Origin of the sequence: Micromonospora sp. NPDC005194, from assembly GCF_040608335.1 — a bacterium.
GTDB lineage: Bacteria > Actinomycetota > Actinomycetes > Mycobacteriales > Micromonosporaceae > Micromonospora.
Window position 1 is genome coordinate 1 of sequence record NZ_JBEXIA010000061.1, and the last position, 21,062, is coordinate 21,062.

Sequence of the window (21,062 nt, forward strand, 5' to 3'; positions counted from 1 at the left end):
CCAACAACCACACAGACCTACAGCTTCCACGCCGAAATCACACTCTTCGAGAAAGGACTTGCCTCCCGCTCACGGCGCTAAACGCAACGGCGTTGACGTGGATGTAGTGGCTTCTGGCGCGATCGAGACCACTACACCCAGGATCGAGCACGATCTTGGCGCGGCGCGGCGCGGCGCGGCGCGGTCAGCGGTGGGCGCTCGGCGCGGCGGGCCGGGCCAGCCGGGTGCGTACGGCAAGTGCCACCGGCAGCAGGGCGGGACCGACCAGGCCGACCACTGCCGCCGTCGCGGCGAGCGTCGTCCAGTTCGGGGGGAACGCGGCCGGCATGCCGTCCGCGGCCCCGGCCAGCGGTTCCAGGGCCAGCAGGCCCACCGGGGTGAGCAGGATCAACAGGGCCCAGCCGCCCCGGTGGCGGTCACGAAACGGGCCGGGCCGGCTCCGCGATTGCGGAGCCGGCCCGGCCGGTGGTGCGGGGACTGCTCAGCAGTCGTAGGCAGTTCAGCAGTCGTAGTACATGGCGAACTAACCGCGCTTGGCGGCTGACCTGGGGGAGTGGTCTCGATCAAGCCGCTGAGCAGGTCGTACGTCGTATATCAACTTCCATCGTTATCCAGTGTTTCCGGGCGGCATCTGTACCCCTCGTGTACCTAACGATCTTGGGGTGGTGGTGTGTGCGAGTGGTTCCGAGGGGGATCGGTGCGGCATCCCGTCGCGCAGGCTCCGCCCTGCCGGGCCGCGCCGACCTGGTCCAGGTGGAGCGCCCCACCGGACGAACGACCTGGACCAGGTCGGCGCGGTCTGGTGGCCTCCGGTGTGCGACGGGTACCCGGTCGCGGCCGGGGCATCCCAGAGTCGCCGAGGGTCCGGGGCGAGTAGCCCCGGCCGCCGGAGGCCATCCCCGGGTCGTAGGGCCGGAGGCCCTGCCCGCCGGAGGCAGGTTCCCGAGGCGTGTTGCTTGGCGGCAACGCGGAAGAGCCGGAAGTCCGCCAGCGTGCGTCACGGCCTGGCTTGCGGCCTATCGGTGCTGGCGACGCTGGGCGCTCCACTGGCTCAGAAGGTGGGCAAAGAACAGGACAAAGTAGGCCAGCATCAGCACACCAAGGAGGTTGTGGGCCGATTCCTGCCAGCTTCGGGGCATCAACGCCTGCGCCTCGAAGAGGAGTCCGGCAAGACCGCAGCAGACGACAGCCGACGCCCAGAGCCGAGGACGATGCACCACCCGACCGAATAACCTGGCAGTCTCGGCGCGTCGGCTGCGCACTAGAACAACACCGGCGAGCACGATCACAGCGACACTGCCGCCAACGACCAGCGCAATCATTACTGCCTGAGCCACATCCATGGTCGTCACGGCGCCAGGGTAGCCGTAGCACGCGATGCCCCAGGGTATGAGTGTCCCCGTCGTGGATCGTTGGTTCCGCGTTCAGCCCCGGTCACCTCCAATGAGGATGGTCGGGGCCTCGGCGTGTCCACTGGTCTCGCGGTGGCCACCGCCGGGCCGCGCCGGGAGCGAAGCGGCGAGGCGCGGACGGCCGGCGAAGGTGGCGGGCGAGCGGCCCGCAGGGCCGCCTTGAAGACGTATGGAAAGTTCTCACGGGCAAGAATCCAGGCAGGTGTCCGGTCTCGGGACCTGCGTGACACATCGGTATCAGGACCTGGGTGACACTCCGCCGAGTGTTGGTGGAGATGAGCGTGATGGAACAGCGGTATCGAGCCGTCCAAGACGTGCTGGCCGGATCCACGGTCACGGACGTCGCAGAACGATTCGGGGTCTCCCGCCAAGCGGTGCATCGTTGGCTGGCCTGGTATCAGGACGAGGGCCTGGAAGGGCTTGCGGACCGGTCCAGCCGGCCACGTTCCTCGCCTGGCCAGACTGCTCCTGAGGTGGAGGCGCTCATCTGTGAGCTGCGCCGGAACCACCCGCGATGGGGTGCCCGTCGCCTGCTCTTTGAGCTTGGCCGTCGTGACTGCCCCGGGCCGATCCCTTCGCGGATCACCGTGCATCGGGTGCTGATCCGGCACGGCCTGGTCGATCCGACGCCTCGCCGGCGTCGGCGGGAGGACTAACGGCGATGGGAACGCGGCCGGCCGATGGAGCTCTGGCAAATGGACATCGTCGGCGGCATCCAGCTGGCCGACGGTGGTGAGGCGAAGGTCGTCACCGGCGTCGACGACCACTCCCGGTTCTGCGTCATCGCCGCCGTCGTCCGCCGGGCCACGGCCCCGCCGGACCACCACCGCAGCCCGCGTCCCAGCCGCTCCAGGTCGAACGCCGCGTCAGCTGCCGAGGATCCCTGGTCATCGCCGGCCAACGCATCCACGTCGGCATCACCCACGCCGGCCGCACCCTCACCGTCGAAGCCGCCGACACCACCTTCCGCGTCCACGACGGCGACCAGCTCGTCACCGAGGTCGCCCGCACCACCGTCAAACCGGTCGCCCGGTTCAAGGTCCGCAAACCCGAACCTCCGCGACCGACGGCTCCAGCCACGAAGCCACAACCTACCGTCGTCTGACACGCTGAAAGGATGCGCACCCTGGGGTCGTCTGCTGAGTTCCGCGAACAGCCATGGCCCACGATCGCGGCACGCCTACACGGCGTCCTCAACGACAGTGCCACCTACGAACCAGTGCTGGACATCGTCGACAGCGTCATCGCGTTCGAAGCCGAAGCCCTGCTGGCCGGCACGACCTCAATGTTCGACCTCATCGTCACGCCGAAACCCGTCACACCACCACCCGTCGACGTCGTCAGGGTCCGCTCGACCAACGGCTGGATCACCATCGAGCACATCACTCACACCGGCCGAAACGACCGGATCCAAAGACCAGCGCAGGAGGGAGTCGCCCTGTTCTGGCGGTTCATGATCGAAAAGTTCGGCATCCACCCCACGCCGACCGGCGCACCACCTGACCAAGCGGCTCCATAACAGTAGGAATCTAGCCCCTCCCAAGGCATTCGCCAGGACTTGTAGCCTGAGCCGTAAGAGATCGTCTAGCCGGACGTGTCACCCACGTCCCGAGACTGGTCTGTCACGCACGTCCTGAGACCCGACAAAGAATCCAGGCAGGACCACGCGGTCGGGACGGGGGGATCGACAGCGAGGCGAGGGGCACGCGGTGCTGAACCGCGCTCTTCGAGATCAAGGCGGTCCGCAAGCGGGCCGCGCCGGCCGGCGACGCTTCAGGATTGCCAGAGCCTTGAAGACCTCGGGGCTCCGCCCCGAACCCCGGCCCTCCTCAGAGATGCCGCCACGCGGATCACCTCGACGGTCACCACAAGGGCTACCAGCATCCCCGGACGGGGCCAAGGTCGTTCGTCCGGTAGGGCGCTCCACCTTGTCCCCGTCCGGGGATGCTGGACGGTCTACGACTGCCCGACGAGGAGGTCCGCTCCACCTGGCCTGGCGCAGGTCGGTCCACTCCACCGCGTGTGGTCGGCGGCGGGCGGGATGGCCGCAGGCTCGGCACACATATGATGACGACGCCATCCCGTGACCAGCCGATCGGAAGCACGGCCAAATGACAGGTTTACCCGCTGCCGCACTGGTGTCGATCCTCGTTCTGCTCGCAGTGCTGGCCATCGACGTATGGGTTTACGCGGACGCCAAGGAGCGACTGAGGCGCGGGAACCCGGTCGCTGTCTCGCTTGGGTCTTTCCGACTGGAGACCCCGGAGGCGTGGTTCCTGGGCTGTCTGATCCTGTGGGTTGTGTTCTTCCCGCTCTACCTGACAGCCACGGGGCGGAACCCCTTCGCTCACAGCAAGGCCTGACAACAACAGGGTGCAGTCGTGCTGTGGGCCAGCAACGGTGCTGAGCCCGGTCGCGGCTGGGGACTAGGGGTCATTGCGGCGCCACCTACGACCACGCCTGCCGGACATCCCCCCGCTACGGAGCGCTACTTTCTCGCGGCCGGTTGCGGGCTGCGCCTGGGTGAAATCCTCGGCTTGGAGGTGGACGACATCGACTTCGACGTGCGGGAGGTGCACGTCCGACGCCAACTCAAGGTACTCAAGGGCCGTCAGCCGTTCCTCGGACCGGTCAAGACCAGCACCAGCGCCCGCACGGTCGAGCTGCCTGACGTCGTGGCGGTGGCGTTGCGTCAGCACCTGGCCGACGGGTGCGACGCGGTCGAGGTCGACGACGACACGGACCGTCGCCGGCCGGTCCGCCGGGCCGCACGCCTGCTGTTCAAGGGTGTCGGCGGTGAGCCCGTCAATGCGGCGACCTTCTCGCGGACGTGGGCCACCGCACGGGGAGCGGTCGGGCTGCCGGCGCGGTGGGGGATTCACGGACTACGGCACTACTACGCGACGGTTCTGATCCACGCGGGCGCGTCGGTGAAGACGGTGCAGCTCGCGTTGGGGCACAGCACGCCGACCATCACGCTCAACACCTACGTGCACGAGTGGCCGGACGCGCTCGACCGGACCCGGTTGCTCATCGACGGTGCGCTCGGCGGCCAACACGAAACGGCGGCCACGCCGGCTGTGAGCCGGGCATGACCGCCGTCCGTGAGGTTGTACCCAACCTGTACCCAAGATCAGTAGTGATCCTGTTGGTGCAGGTCAGAGCCTTGATCAGGCTCAGCAGTCGTAGTACATGGCGAATTCGTGCGGGGTCGGGCGCAGACGCACCGGGTCGACCTCGTTGGCGCGCTTCCAGTCGACCCAGGTGGAGATCAGGTCGGGCGTGAAGACGCCGCCGTCGAGCAGGTAGTCGTGGTCGGCCTCGAGCGAGTCGAGCACGGCCGGCAGCGAGCCCGGGACCTGCTTGACGTCGCCCCACTCCTCCGGCGGGAGGTCGTAGAGGTCCTTGTCGATCGGCGTCGGCGGCTCGATCTTGCTCTTGATGCCGTCCAGGCCGGCCATCATCATGGCCGAGAAGGCCAGGTAGACGTTGGCCGACGGGTCCGGAACGCGGAACTCGACGCGCTTGGCCTTCGCGTTGCTGCCGGTCACCGGGATGCGGGTGCAGGCGGAGCGGTTGCGCTGCGAGTAGACCAGGTTGACCGGAGCCTCGTAGCCGGGCACCAGGCGGCGGTACGAGTTGACCGTCGGGTTGGTGAAGGCCAGCAGCGACGGCGCGTGGTGCAGCAGGCCGCCGATGTACCAGCGGGCGGTGTCGGACAGGCCGGCGTAGCCGGTCTCGTCGTAGAACAGCGGCTCACCGTTGAGCCAGAGGCTCTGGTGGGTGTGCATGCCGGAGCCGTTGTCGCCGAACAGCGGCTTGGGCATGAAGGTCGCGGTCTTGCCGTTGGCCCAGGCCTCGTTCTTCACGATGTACTTGAAGAGCTGGAGCTGGTCGGCGGCGTGCAGCAGGGTGGAGAACCGGTAGTTGATCTCGGACTGACCGGCGGTGCCCACCTCGTGGTGCGAGCGCTCCACGGTGAAGCCGGTGTCGACGAGCCGACGCACGATCGAGTCGCGCAGGTCGGCGTAGTGGTCGACCGGGGGCACCGGGAAGTAGCCGCCCTTGTACGCGGTCTTGTAACCGCGGTTGCCGCCCTCCTCCTCCCGGCCGGTGTTCCACGCGCCCTCGACCGAGTCGATGTAGTAGAACGACTGGTGCGCCGAGGTTTCGTGGCGGATCGAGTCGAAGATGTAGAACTCCGCCTCGGCGCCGAAGTAGGCGGTGTCGGCGATGCCGCTCGCGGCGAGGTACGCCTCGGCCTTCTTCGCGACGTTGCGCGGGTCGCGGGTGTAGGCCTCGCGGGTGAACGGGTCGTGGATGAAGAAGTTGAGCGCGAGGGTCTTCTGCGCCCGGAACGGGTCGATGAACGCGGTGGCGACGTCCGGGAGCAGGAGCATGTCCGACTCGTGGATCGCCTGGAAACCGCGGATCGACGAACCGTCGAACGCGAGGCCGTCGGTGAAGAGGTCGTCGTTGACGGACTCGACCGGCAGGTTGAAGTGCTGCATCACGCCGGGCAGGTCACAGAAACGAACGTCGACGAACTTCACGTCCTCGTTCTTGAGGTATCGCAGCAGTTCCTCGGGATTGGCGAACACACATCCTCCTGGCACGTCCACGGGGTGGCTAGGCTCCTGGCGACGCTATGGCCGGGGGGTTGCCCGGCCATGTCTTGAGTGTTTCTGCCGTGTTACGTCCCTCGCGGAGCGTCAGCGACGCTCCTGTCCACGCACTCAGCCTGCGCGAACGCCGTACCGGCTGTGCCAGTGTAATGACACTTGATGCCATTGGCCCGAATCGGCACGCAGTGGTGACGGCGATCCGAGGCCCCGATTCGGACGCGGATACCCTTGATCGCTGTGACCAATCCGCACGTCCCGGCAGCGCCGGCCACCGATCCCACCTTCACCCCGCCGAGCCTGGGTCGACGCTTCGGAGCGTTGATCATCGACTGGGTGCTCTGCCTGCTGGTGGCCAACATCTTCGCCGATCCGGTACGCGACGGCTGGGCTCCGGTGCTGGTGCTGATCCTGGAGTACGGCATCTTCCTCGGCCTCTTCGCCCAGACGCCGGGCATGTACATCACCAAGGTCCGCTGCGTGAACTGGCACGACGGAGGCCGGATCGGCGTGCTCCGCGCGCTGGCCCGGGGCGTGCTGCTGGCGCTCGTCGTCCCCGCGCTGATCATGGACGAGCACCGTCGGGGCGTGCACGACCGCCTCGTCGACTCGGTCATCGTCGACGCCCCGCGCGGCTGAGCCGACCCCCGCAGGGCCGGTCCGCCCTCGCACGACCCGCAAGATCGCACTCGATCCTGGATGCAGTGGCATCCGCCGCGCACGAGGCCACTACAGCCAGGATCGAGCACGATCATGGCCGGGAGCCGGGAGCCGGGAGCCCGGAGCCGGGAGCCGGGAGCCGGGAGCCGGGAGCCGGGTCATGAGGGGGTACGCGAAGGAGCCGGACCCGTGCGGGTCCGGCTCCTTCGCGTACACCTGGGGTCAGCGACCCCGCGACTGGCGGGAGGCGCCTGGCGGCCGCATGTTCTTCGGGATCGCGCCCTTGGGCATCTGCGGACGGGCGGTGAGCGCCTTGAGTCGCTTGTCCAGGGCGTTGACGTCCTTGCCGCTGAGCGCGCGGGGCAGCCGCAGCAGCGTCGTGCGCAGCTTGCGGATCGGCAGCTCGCCCTCCTGCTGACCGATCACGTAGTCGTGCAGCGGGGCGGAGCCGATGACCTTGGCGAGCCGTCGCTTCTCCTGCCCGAGCAGGCCGCGCACCCGTTGCGGGTTGCCCTCGGCCAGCAGGATCACGCCCGGCCGGCCGATCACCAGGTGGACCATGTCCATCTGGGTGGTCGAGCTGACGGCAGGGGTGACCCGCCAGTCGCCGCGCATGTTGTCCATGATCTGCGCCGCCGCGCCGGGCTGCCCCTCGGCGGCGTTCATCATCGCCTTGTTGGACCGCAGGTTCAGCACGATCAACACCGCGAGCAGGGCGAACAGGATGCCCAGCGGCAGCCAGATCCAGCTCCAGAGGATCACCGCGACCACGGTGAGCGCGAGCGGGATGAGCACCGCTGCGGCGACCAGCGGCGCGAACCACCGGTCCTGCTTGGCGGTGAACTGGAACACCATCCCGATCTGCTTCAGCCGCTGGCCGAACGAGACCTTCTCCTGGGGCTTTGCCATGCCGCTGAGTCTAGTGGTCCCCGCCGGCCGCGTTGATCCGCGTCCGGGTGCCGGCCGGCTGAGTACCTTACGTCGCCTCAGGCGCTGCGACCGGGCGGGTAAGGAGGGTACGGCCGGGCAAGATGAGGCGGTGTGCCCATGCCGGGCCGGGGCCTTCGCGCGAAGAGTCGTCAGCAGAGGACGACGACGCGACGAAGGAGCCCGACATGTTCGGCAACGACGTAGATTTCCTGCTCTCTGTGCACCGTACCCACGCCGCTGAGCTGCGGGCCGAGGCTGCGGCGCAACGACTGGCGCGGTCGGTGCCGCGCCGCTCGGGTCGTACCTGGCTGGGCCGCCGCCAGCCGGCCCGCCGCGCGGGTGACGACCGCCGGTGACCACGACCGCCGTACCCACCACGCCCAGCGGGCCCGGGCCCGTCCCACCGGCCGACCGGCACGACGGACCGGCGCCCGGGTCCGGGCCGTCGGCCGGCGGGCCCGGGTCCGGGGCAGCCGCCCTGTCGCCGCGGCGCCGGCCGATCGGCGGGGCCGGTGTTCCGTCCGGTCATGGCATGCTCGGTCCCGTGACCGTACGTGCCGCCAGTTCCGTCCTCGTCGGCCGCCAGCGTGAGATCGCGACGCTGCGGGACGCGCTGGGCCGGGCCGGGAAGGGCGATCCGGCCACCGTGCTGGTCGGTGGCGAGGCGGGCGTGGGCAAGACCCGGCTGCTGGAGGAGTTCGCGGCCGGGGCCACCGCCGCGGGTGCCCGGGTGCTGGTCGGTCAGTGCCTGGAGTTGGGTGAGGCGGGCCTGCCGTTCGCCCCGTTCGCCGCGGCGCTGCGCGCGGTGTTGCGCGCCGACGGCGCGGAGGTCTTCGCCGGCTACGAGGCGGAGTTCGCCCGCCTGCTGCCGGAGTTGGGCCGGGTGCCGGCGGGGTCGACCGCGCCGAGCGCGCGACCACTGACCGACGCCCCCCGTGGATACCTGTTCGACCTGGTCGCCGAGCTGTTCCAGCGGCTCGCCGACGCCCGGCCACTGCTGCTGATCATCGAGGACCTGCACTGGGCGGACCGTTCCACCCGGGACCTGATCGGCTTCCTGGTCCGGGCCGCGCGGCCGGGCCGCCTGCTGCTGGTCTGCACCTACCGCACGGACGAGTTGCAGCGTGGCCATCCGCTGCGCCCGTTCCTCGCCGAGCTGGACCGGGCACGGGGTGTCGAGCGGGTCGAGCTGGGTCGGCTGGACCGCGACGGCACCGGCGCGATCCTCGCCGACCTGCTCGGCGGCGAGCCGTCGCCCCGTGCCGTCGACGACATCCACGACCGTACGCAGGGCAACCCCTTCTTCATCGAGGAGCTGGCCGTCGCCGGCTCCCCGCTCGGCTGCGCGGCGCTGCCCGAGACGCTGCGCGACCTGCTGCTGGCCCGGGTGGACCGGTTGCCCGAGCCGGCTCAGCGGGTGCTGCGGATCGCCGCTGCCGGCGGCACCCGCTTCGCCCACGGTCTGCTCGCCGAGGTCGCCGGCCTGCCCGAGGCCGAGCTGGAGGACGCGTTGCGCGCCGCCGTCGCGGCCCAACTGGTGGTGGCCGACCCGGACGGCGACTACGAGTTCCGGCACGCCCTGGTGCGTGAGGCTGTGCACGACGAGTTGCTGCCCGGTGAGCACGCCCGGCTGCACGCGCGGTTCGCCGCCGCGATCGAGGCCCAGCCGCACCTGGTCGTCGCCGGCCGCGCTCCGGCCGAGATCGCCCACCACTGGTACGCGGCGCACGACCATCCCCGTGCCCTGGTCGCCGCGCGGGTCGCGGCCTGCGCCGCCGCCGACCGGTACGCCTACGCCGAGCAGCGTCGACTGTTGGAGCGGGCGTTGGAGCTGTGGGAGCTGGTGCCCGACGCGGCCGACCTGCTCGGCATGGACCACCTGGCGTTGCTGGAGCAGACCCTGGACGCCGCGGTCACGGCCGGCGACTTCAGTCGGGCCATCACGTTGACCCGCGCCGGCCTGGCCGAGGTGGACGCCGACGCCGCACCGCTGCGCGCCGCCCGCCTGCTGGACCAGCGGGGCCGGCTGATGGCCCTGCTCGGCAAGAGCGACGGCAGGCGGGAGTTGGATGAGGCGTACCGCCTGGCGGCCAGCGGGCCCTTCGGGGTGGAGCGCGTCCGGCTGCTCGCCGACGTCGCCGCCCACCTGGTCAAGATCGATCCTGAGCAGGCGGCCCGGGTCGCCGCCGAGGCGAGCACGGACGCCGAGGCGCTCGGCGAGGAGCTGGCCCTGCTGCCGACCCGGATCGCCCTGCTCTGCCACCAGCAGCTGGACAACCGGTTGGCCGAGCTGGGCAGCGCCGAGGCCGTGGCCCAGGCGGCCGGGGACACGGCGGCTCTCGTGCTGGTCAAGGTGTTCCAGTCGGACGTGCTCTGCGAGCTGGGCCGCTACGCCGAGTCCGCGCAGGCGGCCGAGGCCGGCCTGGCCGAGGCGCGGCGGGTGGGGATCAGCCGCTCGACCGGGGCGTACCTGCTGTCCAACCGGGCCGAGGCGCTCATCGCGCTGGGTCGGTGGGACGAGGCCGAGACGGTCTGCGCGGAGGCCGCCCGGATCGACCTGTCCGGCGTCACCGGGCTGCACTGGTTGCAGTTGGGGGCCGGTCTGCGGCTGGCGCGGGCGCACCCGGGGGCCGACGAGATGGTCGACCGGGCGTTGGCCTTCCTCGGCCGCCCCTACCTGTGGCCGAACCACCGACTGCCCCTGCACGAGCTGGGCATCGAGGCGGCGCTGGCCGCCGACGACAAGGTCGAGGCGGTCCGCGCGGCCCGGGTCGCGGTGGCCGACGACAGCCTGCCGCAGCTGCCCCGCGAGGGTTGGCCGGTGCTGAGCGCCGCCGCGCGTACCGCCGCCCGGGTGGGTGACGGGGAGCTGGCCGCCGCCGTCGGCGCGCTCGCGGCCGACCTGCCGGCGCGACACCCGGCCGCGCGGGCGCACGCTGCCCAGGTCAGCGCCCTGCTGGCGGCCGACGACGAGGCGTTGCCGGCGTGGCGGGCGGCGGTGCAGGCGTGGCGCACCGACGGGCAGCCGTACCCGCTCGGCCGGGCGTTGCTGGCGCTGGCCGAGGCCGCCGCCGCCGCGGGCGAGCGCGACGAGGTGTCGGCGGCGGTCACCGAGGCGGCCCAGATCGCCCGGCGGCTGGGCGCGACGCCGCTGGCCGAGACGGCCGCCACCCTGGCGCGGCGGGTCGGCCTGCGGGGGACGGGCAACGGCGGGGCCGGGGCCGATCTGCTGACGTCCCGGGAACGGGAGGTGCTGCGGCTGGTCGCCGAGGGGCACAGCAACAGCCGGATCGCCGAGCGGTTGTTCATCTCCCCGAAGACGGCAAGCGTGCACGTCTCCCGGATCATCGCCAAGCTCGACGTGACCAACCGCGGGGAGGCCGCCGCGCTGGCCCGCCGTCTCGGCCTGCTCGCCGAGCCCGCCGAGCCCCGCTGAGGGCGCCGCGGTCTCCTCAGCCGCGCGGCAGGTAGATCCGCCAGCCGTCGAGGGTGACCAGGTCGAGGTCGCCCGGGTCGGTGCCGAGCCGCTCGTCGAGCCGGGCCGCCAGCGGCGAGCCGGTCGGCGCGACCCAGGCCGGCGCCGCCGCGCGCTCCACCTCCCGGCGGTACGCGGGGTAGCGGTCGAAGCCGGGGCGCAGGGTGTCGTCGACGACCGCGCAGACGACGTCCTCGGCGCTCGCGAAGGTGAGGCGGTTGCAGGTCCAGTAGCCGGCGCGGACGTGTCGTACGCCAAGGTGGCGCAGCGTGGCCACCAGCTCGGCGTGCCGGGCCTCGGCGGCCCGGGTCGCCGGGGCCGTCAGCGCCGCCTGACCGGTGGCGTAGGCGGCGGTGAGCAGCGTGGCAACGAGGACGACCAGCGCCGCCGGCCGGGCCGCCGTCCACCCGGGGCCAGGCCGGGCCAGCGTCCAGACCGGCCAGAGCAGCGCCGGCACGGATATGAGCAGGGTGGACAGGTAGCGCGCACTCTCCGCCGGAGTGAGGCCGGAGGAACTGCTCAGGGTGTACGCGCCGAGGGTGGCCACCGCGGCCAGCACGAGAGCCAGCCGCATGGCCGCCGCGACCCGGGGCGCCGAACCGTCCGCGCCGGGTGAGCCGTCCGTACCAGGTGAGCCGTCCCCACCGCCCGAGCCGGGTGGGCGGTGCAGCGTCCGCCAGGCCGTGCCGGCGGCGACGACCAGCAGCACCGGCAGCGCGTACGCCCACCACAGTTGCCAGCTGGCGCAGGATCCGGGGCCGCAGAACCCCATGCCGAGCGGCGGCCCGAGCAGCAGCCCGCCGTGCAGCCGGTCCGCCCAGCTCGCGGTGGCGTCCGCCCCGCCGGCGGCGAGCACCGCGTGCAGCGGGTTGCGGCCGGTCAGCAGGCTGTGCCCCAGCAGCGGGGCAGCCCCCAGCACGGCCGCCGCCCCGAGCAGCGCTCCGGCCCGCCCGCGCAGCTCCCGGTGGCGGAACCCGACAAGCACCGCCCCGGTCGCCACGACGTACGGCAGCACCAGCGGGTCGACCCAGAGCAGCAGCCCGGCCAGGAACCCCCAGACCGCCCAGCGGACGAGTCGCCACCCGGGCCGGCCGGCGGCCAGGTCGACGGCGAGCAGGGCGAGCGCCACCCCGGCCGCGTTCATCTCGGGGTAGCCGCCGCCGGCGATCAACTGGTTCTTGACCACCCGGTCGGCGCCGAGCGCCAGCAGCGCCACCGCCAGCAGGGCGAACCAGCGGTCCCCGGTCAGCCGCAGCGTCAGCCGCCAGGTCAGCAGCAGGAACAGCGCGTACAGCAGCAGGGTGGGCAGCCGCAGGCCGAACAGGGACGGGCCGGCCAGGGCGAAAACCGGCGCGGCCAGGTATGCCTCCAGCGTGCCCATGTACTGCTGACCGTAGAACCAGACCGGGAAACCCTCGCCCCGGGCGATGTGCAGCGCGGCCAGCCCCATGGCGGCCTCGTCGCTGTTCGTCGGGGGAGTGGCGTGGCCCAGCAACCAGAGCCGGTAGCCGACCCCGGCGAGCACTGTCAGGGCGGTGAGCCAGCCGACCAGGCCGAGGCGCGAACCGGGCCGCGGACGTGGTCGACCCGCGTCGCGCGGCTGTTCGCGTACCCCGGCGGTCATCGCACGATCATGACACCCGGACGCCGCACGGCCCGTGCGGCGCTGTCGGCGGGTCAGCCGGCGGTGGCGACCGGGGTGGCGGCGCGGGCGTCGAGCGCCTGCTTGTAGAGCCGGCCGGCCCGGTACGACGAGCGCACCAGCGGCCCGCTCATCACCCCGGCGAAGCCGATCTCCTCGGCCTCCTCGCGCAGCTCCACGAACTCCTCCGGCTTGACCCAGCGGGTCACCGGGTGGTGCCGGGGGGAGGGGCGCAGGTACTGCGTGATGGTGATCAGCTCGCAGCCCGCCTCGTGCAGGTCGCGCAGCGCCTGGGAGATCTCGGCCCGCTCCTCGCCCATGCCCAGGATGAGGTTGCTCTTGGTGACCAGGCCGTCGGCGCGGGCCTGCCGGATCACGTCCAGCGAGCGGTCGTAGCGGAACGCCGGCCGGATGCGCTTGAAGATGCGCGGCACGGTCTCCACGTTGTGGGCCAGCACCTCGGGCCGGGAGCCGAAGACCTCGGCCAGCTGCTCGGGCACGGCGTTGAAGTCGGGGATGAGCAGCTCGACGCCGCAGCCGGGCTGCAGGGCGTGGATCTGCCGGACGGTCTCGGCGTACAGCCAGGCGCCGCCGTCGGGCAGGTCGTCGCGGGCGACGCCGGTGATGGTGGCGTACCGCAGGCCCATCGAGACGACCGACTCGGCGACCCGGCGCGGCTCGTCGGCGTCGAACTCGGCCGGCTTGCCGGTGTCGATCTGGCAGAAGTCGCAGCGCCGCGTGCACTGGTCGCCGCCGATGAGGAAGGTGGCCTCCCGGTCTTCCCAACACTCGTAGATGTTGGGGCAGCCGGCCTCCTGGCAGACGGTGTGCAGCCCCTCGCGCGAGACGAGCCCGCGCAGCTGGGTGTACTCCGGCCCCATCTTGGCCTTGACCTTGATCCATGGCGGTTTGCGCTCGATCGGCGTCTCGGCGTTGCGCGCCTCGATCCGCAGCAGGCGACGCCCCTCGGGGGCGGCCGTTGCGGTACGCGCTGCCTGGCCGGTCGTCGGCGCGGAGTGCTCGATCGTCACGAAAACGAGCCTACGCCGGATGGCGGGCGTCTATGTGCGTCAGGCGACCGGCGTCACGCCCCGAACGTTGTGACGCCTGACACCGGCAAGCCGAAAATTGGCGTCACACGCGCAGGGTCTGGGTGCTGCCGGCCCGTGCGCCACGGACCTGTCAACACTTGGCGAGCCGGTCGCGTAGCCGGGCCGACTGCGGGCCGTTGAGGTCCAGTGCGAGCGCCGCCCGGTACGCCGTGGCGGCCTCGTCGGCCCGGCCGAGGCGGTGCAGCAACTCGCCGCGGGTGGCGTGGAACCACGGGTAGCCGTCCAGCCCGACGATCGCTTCCACCAGAGCCAGCCCGGCGGCGGGGCCGTCCCGCTCGCCGACGGCGGCCGCCCGGTTCAGCCGTACCACAGGTGTGTCGTGCACGGTGAGCAGCACGTCGTACCAGGAGATCACCGCGTCCCAGGGCGTCTGGTCGTAGGACGGGGCGAGGGCGTGGCAGGCGGCGATGGCGGCCTGGACGACGTACCGGTCGGGATTGTCCGGGGTGCGGCGCAGCGCCTGACCGACCAGCGCGACGCCGGTGGTGATCGCGGCCCGGTCCCAGTGCGCGCGGTCCTGCTCGGCCAGGAGCAGCGGCCGGCCGTCGTCGTCGACCCGGGCCAGCCGCCGGGAGTCCTGTAACAGGAGCAGGGCCAGCAGGCCGAGCACGGTCGGCTCGTCCGGCATCAGCTCGACTAGCAGCCGCGCCAACCGGAGACCCTCGTCCGCCAGCCCGACCCGGATCAGGTCGTCGCCGGCACCGGCCGTGTAACCCTCGTTGAAGATCAGGTAGACGGTGGCGGCGACGCCGGCAAGCCGGCCCGGCAGTTCCTCGGCCGTCGGGACACGGTAGGGGATGCCCGCCCGGGTGATCTTCTGTTTTGCCCGGGTGAGCCGCTTGGCCATGGTTGCCTCGGGCACCACCAGGGCGCGGGCCACCTCGGCGGTGGCCAGCCCGCCGAGGGTGCGCAGCGCCAGGGCCACCTGCGCGTCCAGGGACAGCGCCGGATGGCAGCAGGTGAAGATCAGCCGGAGCAGGTCGTCCCGGACGGCCTCGGGCGAGTCCGGTGCGGGATCGAGCAGCGCCACGGCCTCGGCCTCCTTCCCGGCGCGGCGGGCCTCCCGGCGGATCACGTCGACCGCCCGCCGCCGTGCCACGACCAACAGCCAGCCGCGTGGGTTGTCCGGTACGCCGTCCCGCTCCCACACCCGCAGGGCGCGGACGATCGCGTCCTGCGTGGCGTCCTCGGCGAGGTCGACGCTGCCGGTGACGCGGATCAGCGTGGCGAGGATCCGGGAACGCTCGGCCCGGATCACTCGCGCGGCCGCGTCGCCGGCTGTCGCCGCGTCGCCGGTCAGGGTCACAGCGGGATGACGGGGCGTACCTCGACCGCGCCGTTCCAGGCCGCGGGCATCTTCGCGACCGTCGCCACGGCCTCGTCCAGGTCCGCGCATTCGAGCAGGTAGAAGCCGGTCAGGGCTTCCTTGGTCTCGGCGTACGGGCCATCGGTGGTGAGCACGTCGCCGCCCTTGCCGCCGGGGACCCGTACGGTGGTCGCGGTGGCCGTCGGGTAGAGCGCGCTGCCGCCGCGGATCACCGCGCGTGCGGCCTCGCCGAACTCCCGGTACTCGGCCATCTCGGCGGCCTGCTCGGGGCTGCTCCAGTCGACGTCCGCGGTGTAGGTCAGCGCGATGTAGGTGGGCATGTCCGCTCCTCGCGTCCGGGCCGGGCGGTGGACGCCGGCCTCAGGTGTCGAGTCGGCGCTGGTCGCCGACCCCACCATAGGGACGATCGGCCGGACCCTCCACGGGACACCCGGTGCGGAATTTCTGGTCGACGGTCGGCCCGCCGGCCGGAAGTTCAGACCTCGACGAGGGTGGCGAGTCGGCGTTCGACCACCGGGAGCACGTCGGCGACGCTGATCGGGCGGCCCAGTTCGGCGGTGAGCGAGGTGACGCCGGCGTCGCGGATGCCGCAGGGGACGATCCGGTCGAAGTACGTCAGGTCGCAGTCGCAGTTGACCGAGAAGCCGTGCAGGGTGACGCCCCGGGCCACCCGGATGCCGATGGCGGCCACCTTGCGGGCCGGCCCCCGGTCGTCCTCGGGCACCCAGACTCCGCTGCGCCCCTCGACCCGGCCGGCGGCCAGGCCGAACTCGGCGCACACGTCGATGAGCAGCTCCTCGGTGCGGCGGACGTAGGCGACCACGTCCACCGGGTCGGGCAGCCGCAGGATCGGGTAACCGACGAGCTGCCCCGGGCCGTGCCAGGTGATCTTGCCGCCCCGGTCCACGTCGACGACCGGGGTGCCGTCCATGGGGCGGTCCCAGGGCTCGGTGCGCTTGCCCGCGGTGTAGACGCTCGGGTGCTCCAGCAGCAGCACGGTGTCGCCGCGCTCGCCCGCCACCACCGACTCGTGCAGGCGCCGCTGCTCGTCCCAGGCGGCCTGGTAGTCGAGCAGGCCGGCGCGGACGGCCGTCAGGCCGGAGGTCGTCGTCGTCACGGCGTCCAGCCTAGTCCCGTTCTCGGCGATCATCCCTGGTGAGCCGCCTCACCGGCCGCCCAGCGGTGCCCCCGGCTCAGGTGCTCGGCACGGGGTCGGCCGGGCGTTCACGGCGCAGGCGGCGGACGAGGAGGGCGATGGCGGCCAGCGTCGGCACGGCCAGCGCGAGGTAGAGCCAGAGCGGGGCGGCGAACGGCGACGGCCGGGGCTCCGGGCCGCCGAACGCGGCCCGAGCCAGCAGTTCGCCCGGCACCGCCAGATCGGTCGACCCGGGCGGTGCGGTGACCAGCACGTCCCGGCCGCCGCCGGGCGACACCGCGGCGAGAACGGCCCGCCGGTCGTCGCCGTCCGCCACGACTGACTGCTTCACCACCGGGTCGACCCCGCGCCAGCCGACGATCTCCGTGGTCGACGCGGCGACCGGCAGCGGTTGGCCGACGGCGTGGCCGGTGGCGGCGTCCAGGAACTCGATCCGCCAGGTACGTGCCGCCACCTGTTCGGAGGTGCAGCGGAGGCCGGCGCAGCCGTCGAAGGCGAGCAGCGCGATCCGCCGGCCGTCCGGGTGCCAGGCGGCCGGACCGGCCAGCATCCGCCGATCGCCCAGCTCGACCTGCCAGCGAACGCTGCCGTTGGTCGGGTCGACGACCACCAGCCGTTGTCGTTCGGCGATCGACGCGGGCACGTCGGCCGGGCCGGCCACCGCCACCAGATCGCCGCCCGGTGACCAGGCCGCCGCGGTGTGCGCGGCGAAGGTGCCGGCCGCGACCACCCGCTCGGTGCCGCGGTACGGGTCGAGGACGAGGAGGTCGTCGGGCTTCTCCGGGTCGTTGAGCTGCTGGTTGTCCGGCCCGTAGCTGATCACCGCGTCGTCGTTGCTGCGGGTGCTCAGGACCCGATGCCCGTCCGGCGACCAGGCCAGCGGTTGCATCCCGGTGTGGATCGGGCGGTGCTGCTGCCCAGTGGTGAGGTCCAACAACTCGCCGGACGGCCGCAGGTAGTGCCGCCCGTCCGGGGAGAGCAGCCCGTGGTCCTCGCCGACGTGTAGGGGGATCAGCCGGTAACCGCCGTCCCGGCCGACCAGCACGCCGGTCGACTCCAGGAATCGGGTGCGGCTGGTGAAGAAGACCAACGCGGCCGGCCCGGCCGGGCGCTGCTCGACGGTGGCCTGCCACAGCCACGGCTGGTGCACCTTCGATGGCACCGTGCTGCCGGTGGCTGTGCTGCCGGTGGCTGTGGCTGCTGGCACGCTGAGCGCCACCAGCGCGAGCGCGACACCGACCGTGACCCCGCGCCGCAGTCGTCTGCCCGTCGTTCTCATCGCCCCATTAGAAGCCACGAAGACCGATGACGAAGCCCCGTCCGTCGTGCCGTTCCTATTGGTCGGCCCGTGGGATGCGCCAGATCCAGACGTCGTCGACCCGTTGCGGCTCGCCGAACAGGGCGGTGGCGGTACGCCGGACCGCCGCCTCGTCGACTCCGAACTTCGCGCCGTGCACCTCGTCGGCGAGGACCACCGTCTCGATCCGCCAGTGCCGCAGGTCGGAGCTGACCTCCCGTTTCGTGCCGTCGGTGATGATCGGCATCAGCCCGGTGCGGCCGGCCTCGTCCATGAGCGCGCTCAGCGTGCGCGGCACCGGCCCGATCCGGCCCCGCCCGTCCGGACCGCCGGGGCCGAGGAAGAAGCCGCCGGGGATCGCGAACTCGCCCTGCCGGTGCGACAGCGCGTACGCCTGCCAGCGCTGGCCGTCCGGGTAGACGTCGACGGCCAGCGGCACCGGAGTCAAGGTGTTGCCGTCGGAGACGTACTGCCGCCAGGCGCCGGACGTGATGAAGTGCGGGATGGGCTCCCGCTCCCGGGTCAACAGCGGGGTGGGCAGCAGCGGCAGCAGGGCCACCGCGAACCCCAGCGCCCAGGCCAGCTCCGTCGAACGGTGCCGGGGCGGCGCGGCCCGCAGCTGGTCGAGGGTGTACGCCAGCAGAACCCCGATCACCGGTGCCACCACCAGGGCCAGCCGGGCGGGCAGCGCGGCGTTCACCACCGGCAGCTGCCCGAGCACGTCGAACGGCATCGGCAGGTCGGTACGGCGTCCGTCGACCTTCGCCACCGGCCCGAAGGACAGCACCGTGAAGATCACCGCGACGACGCCCAGCGCCCAGAGGACGGCCCGGCGGCCGGGGTCGGCGCGTCGCCAGAGCGCGACGAAGCAGACCACGGTGAGCACGAGCAGCGGGATCCCGAAGAACGAGTTCTCCTCGGTGGGGTTCGGCGCCAGCGAGGTGCCCAGCCCGACCTCCCCGGCCAGTGAGCGGCGCGGGAAGGCGGCGAAGGCGGCGATGTCCTCGGAGTGGATCACCGGGTCGAAGCCGGTGCCGTGGAACCGCTGCGGCCCGGCGAAGTGCAGCCACAGCGGGTACGACAACAGCACCCCGGCGACCACCGCGGTCACGCCGAGCCCGCGGACGAAGGTGGGCAGGGCGGCTCGGGCCTCGGCGCGGTGGGCCGGGTGCAGCGCCCAGACGGCGACGAACACGCCGAGCGCGAGGGCGGCGAAGAACAGGCCCTCGGCGGCGATCGAGAAGGCCACCGCGACCACGACGCCGAGGATCACCCCGTCGCGCAGCCAGTGCCCGGGGCGGCGCAGCGCGAACAATCGCCAGATCAGCAGCGGCACCAGCCAGCCGGCGGTCCAGTTCAGGTGGGCGTTGGCGTGCGAGACCATGCCGGGGGAGTAGGCGATGAACAGGCCGCCGACCCCGGCGGCGAGGCGGCTGCGCACCACGTGGCGCGAGAGCAGCCAGTACCAGGCCAGCGCGGTGGCGAGCAGGTTCAGCGTGAGGATCACCAGGAACGTCGCCGGTGGCCCGATGAGGTACGTGAGCGGGGCGAAGACCACCGCGTACACCGTGATCGAGGTGTTGACCGCGAGGTTCACGCCGTCCGGGACGTTGATCAGGTACGTGAAGAAGGGGTTCTCCCCGTGGGTGACCGCATGCCCGCCGAAGGCCAGCAGCCACTCGAACAGCGCCTGGTCGCTGGAGTTGACGGTGATCGCGCGCACGTTCGGGTCCCGCCACAGGCCGCTGGTCACCCAGACGGCGAGCGCGAGCGCCACCAGCACGACGATCAGGTCGGCCCGGCGGTCCCGGAGGGCGCGCGGCGGCGACGCGGGTGCGGGCCCGGTGGCCAGCGACGGGGAGGACGGCACGCAGCGGACGTTACCAACCGGACCTGGACGAGCCGGTCAGACCGCCGGTTGTTGTCGGCTCCGCTGCCCTCGCGGTGGCCATGGTTCGTCGTACACAACGGTTGCCGTGAATGTGTGAGTGTGCCCCATGTCATAGCGCCGACACATCGTCGTAACGTCTCGGCAACTCGACCGTGACCCAGTTCACAGTCTGCCCCTCTCAGGAGGCCGCCGTGCGCCGCTCCTCGTCCACCCTCAACCGGCTGCTCGGTGCGGTCGCCGGGCTCGTCCTCGCCGCAGCGGGCGCGATCACCCTCGCCACGCCCGCCCAGGCCGCCACCCTCACCCAGGTCACCGGCTTCGGCTCCAACCCGGGCAACCTCGCCATGTACGCCTACCGGCCGGACAACCTGCCGGCCAACTCCCCGGCCGTGGTGCTGCTGCACGGGTGCACCCAGAACGCCTCCGGCTACTTCGCCGGCTCCGGCTGGCAGAAGTACGCCGACCAGTGGAAGTTCACGCTGATCGTCGCCCAGCAGCCGTCCGGCAACAACGCCAACTCCTGCTTCAACTTCTTCGAGAGCGGCGACACGACCCGGGGTCAGGGCGAGGCGCTGTCGATCAAGCAGATGGTCGACCACGCCAAGGCGAACTTCGCGGTCGACGGTTCCCGCGTCTACGTCAGCGGCCTCTCGGCGGGCGGGGCGATGAGCGCCGTCATGCTGGCCACCTACCCGGACGTGTTCGCCGCCGGATCGATCATCGCCGGCATCCCGTACCGCTGCGCCACGAGCATGGTCAACGCGTTCAGCTGCATGAACCCGGGCACGGACAAGACCCCGGCCGCCTGGGGCGACCTGGTCCGTGGCGCCTACTCCGGCTACACCGGCCCGCGCCCCCGGGTGGCCATCTGGCACGGCACGTCGGACACCACGGTCACCCCGCTCAACGGCACCGAGTCCCGCGACCAGTGGACCAACGTGCGGGGGATCTCGCAGACGCCGACCAGCACGTCGTCGCTGCCCGGCAACACCAGCCTGGAGGTGTACGGCAACGACGAGGTACGCCTCTACCGGGTCTCCGGCATGGGCCACGGCACCCCGGTCGACCCGGGCTCCGCCGCGGACCAGTGCGGCACCGCTGGCGCGTACTTCCTGGACACCATCTGCTCGACGTACCGCGACGCGCTCTTCTTCGGCCTGAACGGCGGCGGCAGCACCCCCACCCCGACCCCCACGGCCACCACCACGCCGACCCCCACGGCCAGCCCGACGCCGACGCCGACCCCGACCACGCCGGCGACCTGCGTGACGGCGAGCAACTACGCGCACGTCACGGCCGGCCGGGCCTACCAGTCCGGCGGCTACGCCTACGCGAACGGCTCCAACCAGCGCATGGGCCTCTACAACACCTTCTACACGAGCACCCTCAAGCAGACCGCCCCCAACTACTGGGTAATCGGCTGCTGACCCACCCCCACCCCCTGTTGATCATGAAGTTATTGCCACGACACGCCGCCGCCCCGGGCCAGAAAATCATAATCAACCACGGTCTAATCGGTGTGGGGCGCCCCGTGAGCT

Annotated in this window: 18 protein-coding genes and 1 pseudogene; 8 read left to right on the forward strand and 11 right to left on the reverse strand. The window is 71.9% G+C overall.

The genetic code is table 11. The features are described 5' to 3' along the window. Positions 1-184: 184 nt before the first annotated feature. Positions 185-391, reverse strand: coding sequence for a hypothetical protein (locus ABZU53_RS30445; protein WP_355069021.1), 207 nt, complete (start codon positions 389-391; stop codon positions 185-187). Positions 392-1,016: 625 nt separating this feature from the next. After that, complete coding sequence (locus ABZU53_RS30450) at positions 1,017-1,352, reverse strand: hypothetical protein (RefSeq protein ID WP_355069023.1); 336 nt, start codon at positions 1,350-1,352, stop codon at positions 1,017-1,019. Between the two features lie 335 nt (positions 1,353-1,687). Between ABZU53_RS30450 and ABZU53_RS30455 the strand changes: the two are divergent. The 4 genes and pseudogenes from ABZU53_RS30455 to ABZU53_RS30470 all read left to right on the forward strand — a co-directional run. Beyond that, positions 1,688-2,224, forward strand: a pseudogene (locus tag ABZU53_RS30455) (leucine zipper domain-containing protein); the annotation flags it as partial. Between the two features lie 305 nt (positions 2,225-2,529). Beyond that, positions 2,530-2,931: a hypothetical protein gene (locus ABZU53_RS30460; protein ID WP_355069037.1), complete on the forward strand. Its 402-nt coding sequence runs from the start codon at positions 2,530-2,532 to the stop codon at positions 2,929-2,931. Positions 2,932-3,550: 619 nt separating this feature from the next. Beyond that, entirely contained in the window at positions 3,551-3,775 is a 225-nt protein-coding gene (locus ABZU53_RS30465; RefSeq protein WP_354861376.1) for a hypothetical protein, read from the forward strand. A gap of 18 nt (positions 3,776-3,793) precedes the next feature. Continuing rightward, the gene (locus tag ABZU53_RS30470; RefSeq protein ID WP_355069024.1) at positions 3,794-4,507 is read left to right on the forward strand and encodes a site-specific integrase; all 714 of its coding nucleotides are present in this window, start codon (positions 3,794-3,796) and stop codon (positions 4,505-4,507) included. Between the two features lie 81 nt (positions 4,508-4,588). On the opposite strand, the gene glnA is transcribed toward ABZU53_RS30470, so the two are convergent. Then, complete coding sequence (gene glnA, locus ABZU53_RS30475; RefSeq protein WP_354861378.1) at positions 4,589-6,013, reverse strand: type I glutamate--ammonia ligase; 1,425 nt, start codon at positions 6,011-6,013, stop codon at positions 4,589-4,591. A gap of 321 nt (positions 6,014-6,334) precedes the next feature. Between glnA and ABZU53_RS30480 the strand changes: the two genes are divergently transcribed. Beyond that, on the forward strand, positions 6,335-6,673 hold the full coding sequence (locus ABZU53_RS30480; RefSeq protein ID WP_355069034.1) for an RDD family protein: 339 nt from the start codon (positions 6,335-6,337) through the stop codon (positions 6,671-6,673). A 243-nt stretch (positions 6,674-6,916) separates the two neighbouring features. On the opposite strand, the gene ABZU53_RS30485 is transcribed toward ABZU53_RS30480, so the two are convergent. After that, entirely contained in the window at positions 6,917-7,603 is a 687-nt protein-coding gene (locus ABZU53_RS30485) for a DUF4191 domain-containing protein (protein WP_354861380.1), read from the reverse strand. A 206-nt stretch (positions 7,604-7,809) separates the two neighbouring features. Between ABZU53_RS30485 and ABZU53_RS30490 the strand changes: the two genes are divergently transcribed. After that, on the forward strand, positions 7,810-7,980 hold the full coding sequence (locus ABZU53_RS30490; protein WP_354861382.1) for a hypothetical protein: 171 nt from the start codon (positions 7,810-7,812) through the stop codon (positions 7,978-7,980). 188 nt (positions 7,981-8,168) lie between these two features. Further along, positions 8,169-11,060, forward strand: a complete 2,892-nt coding sequence (locus ABZU53_RS30495) for an AAA family ATPase (protein WP_355069025.1) — start codon at positions 8,169-8,171, stop codon at positions 11,058-11,060. Between the two features lie 16 nt (positions 11,061-11,076). On the opposite strand, the gene ABZU53_RS30500 is transcribed toward ABZU53_RS30495, so the two are convergent. From ABZU53_RS30500 to ABZU53_RS30530, 7 genes are all read right to left on the reverse strand, one after another. Then, positions 11,077-12,723 (reverse strand): hypothetical protein, encoded by a 1,647-nt coding sequence (locus ABZU53_RS30500; protein ID WP_355069026.1) that lies wholly within the window; start codon positions 12,721-12,723, stop codon positions 11,077-11,079. A 53-nt stretch (positions 12,724-12,776) separates the two neighbouring features. Continuing rightward, positions 12,777-13,772, reverse strand: a complete 996-nt coding sequence (gene lipA, locus ABZU53_RS30505) for a lipoyl synthase (RefSeq protein ID WP_354861387.1) — start codon at positions 13,770-13,772, stop codon at positions 12,777-12,779. A 151-nt stretch (positions 13,773-13,923) separates the two neighbouring features. Continuing rightward, positions 13,924-15,153, reverse strand: coding sequence for a sigma-70 family RNA polymerase sigma factor (locus ABZU53_RS30510; RefSeq protein WP_355069035.1), 1,230 nt, complete (start codon positions 15,151-15,153; stop codon positions 13,924-13,926). Between the two features lie 2 nt (positions 15,154-15,155). Further along, positions 15,156-15,500 (reverse strand): YciI family protein, encoded by a 345-nt coding sequence (locus tag ABZU53_RS30515; RefSeq protein ID WP_355069027.1) that lies wholly within the window; start codon positions 15,498-15,500, stop codon positions 15,156-15,158. Positions 15,501-15,655: 155 nt separating this feature from the next. After that, on the reverse strand, positions 15,656-16,297 hold the full coding sequence (gene lipB, locus ABZU53_RS30520; protein WP_355069028.1) for a lipoyl(octanoyl) transferase LipB: 642 nt from the start codon (positions 16,295-16,297) through the stop codon (positions 15,656-15,658). Between the two features lie 76 nt (positions 16,298-16,373). Then, on the reverse strand, positions 16,374-17,615 hold the full coding sequence (locus ABZU53_RS30525; protein ID WP_355069029.1) for a hypothetical protein: 1,242 nt from the start codon (positions 17,613-17,615) through the stop codon (positions 16,374-16,376). Between the two features lie 55 nt (positions 17,616-17,670). Further along, positions 17,671-19,503, reverse strand: a complete 1,833-nt coding sequence (locus ABZU53_RS30530) for a DUF2079 domain-containing protein (RefSeq protein ID WP_355069030.1) — start codon at positions 19,501-19,503, stop codon at positions 17,671-17,673. 212 nt (positions 19,504-19,715) lie between these two features. On the opposite strand from ABZU53_RS30530, the gene ABZU53_RS30535 reads away from it, so the two are divergent. Next, the gene (locus tag ABZU53_RS30535; RefSeq protein WP_355069032.1) at positions 19,716-20,951 is read left to right on the forward strand and encodes a PHB depolymerase family esterase; all 1,236 of its coding nucleotides are present in this window, start codon (positions 19,716-19,718) and stop codon (positions 20,949-20,951) included. Positions 20,952-21,062 lie beyond the last annotated feature (111 nt).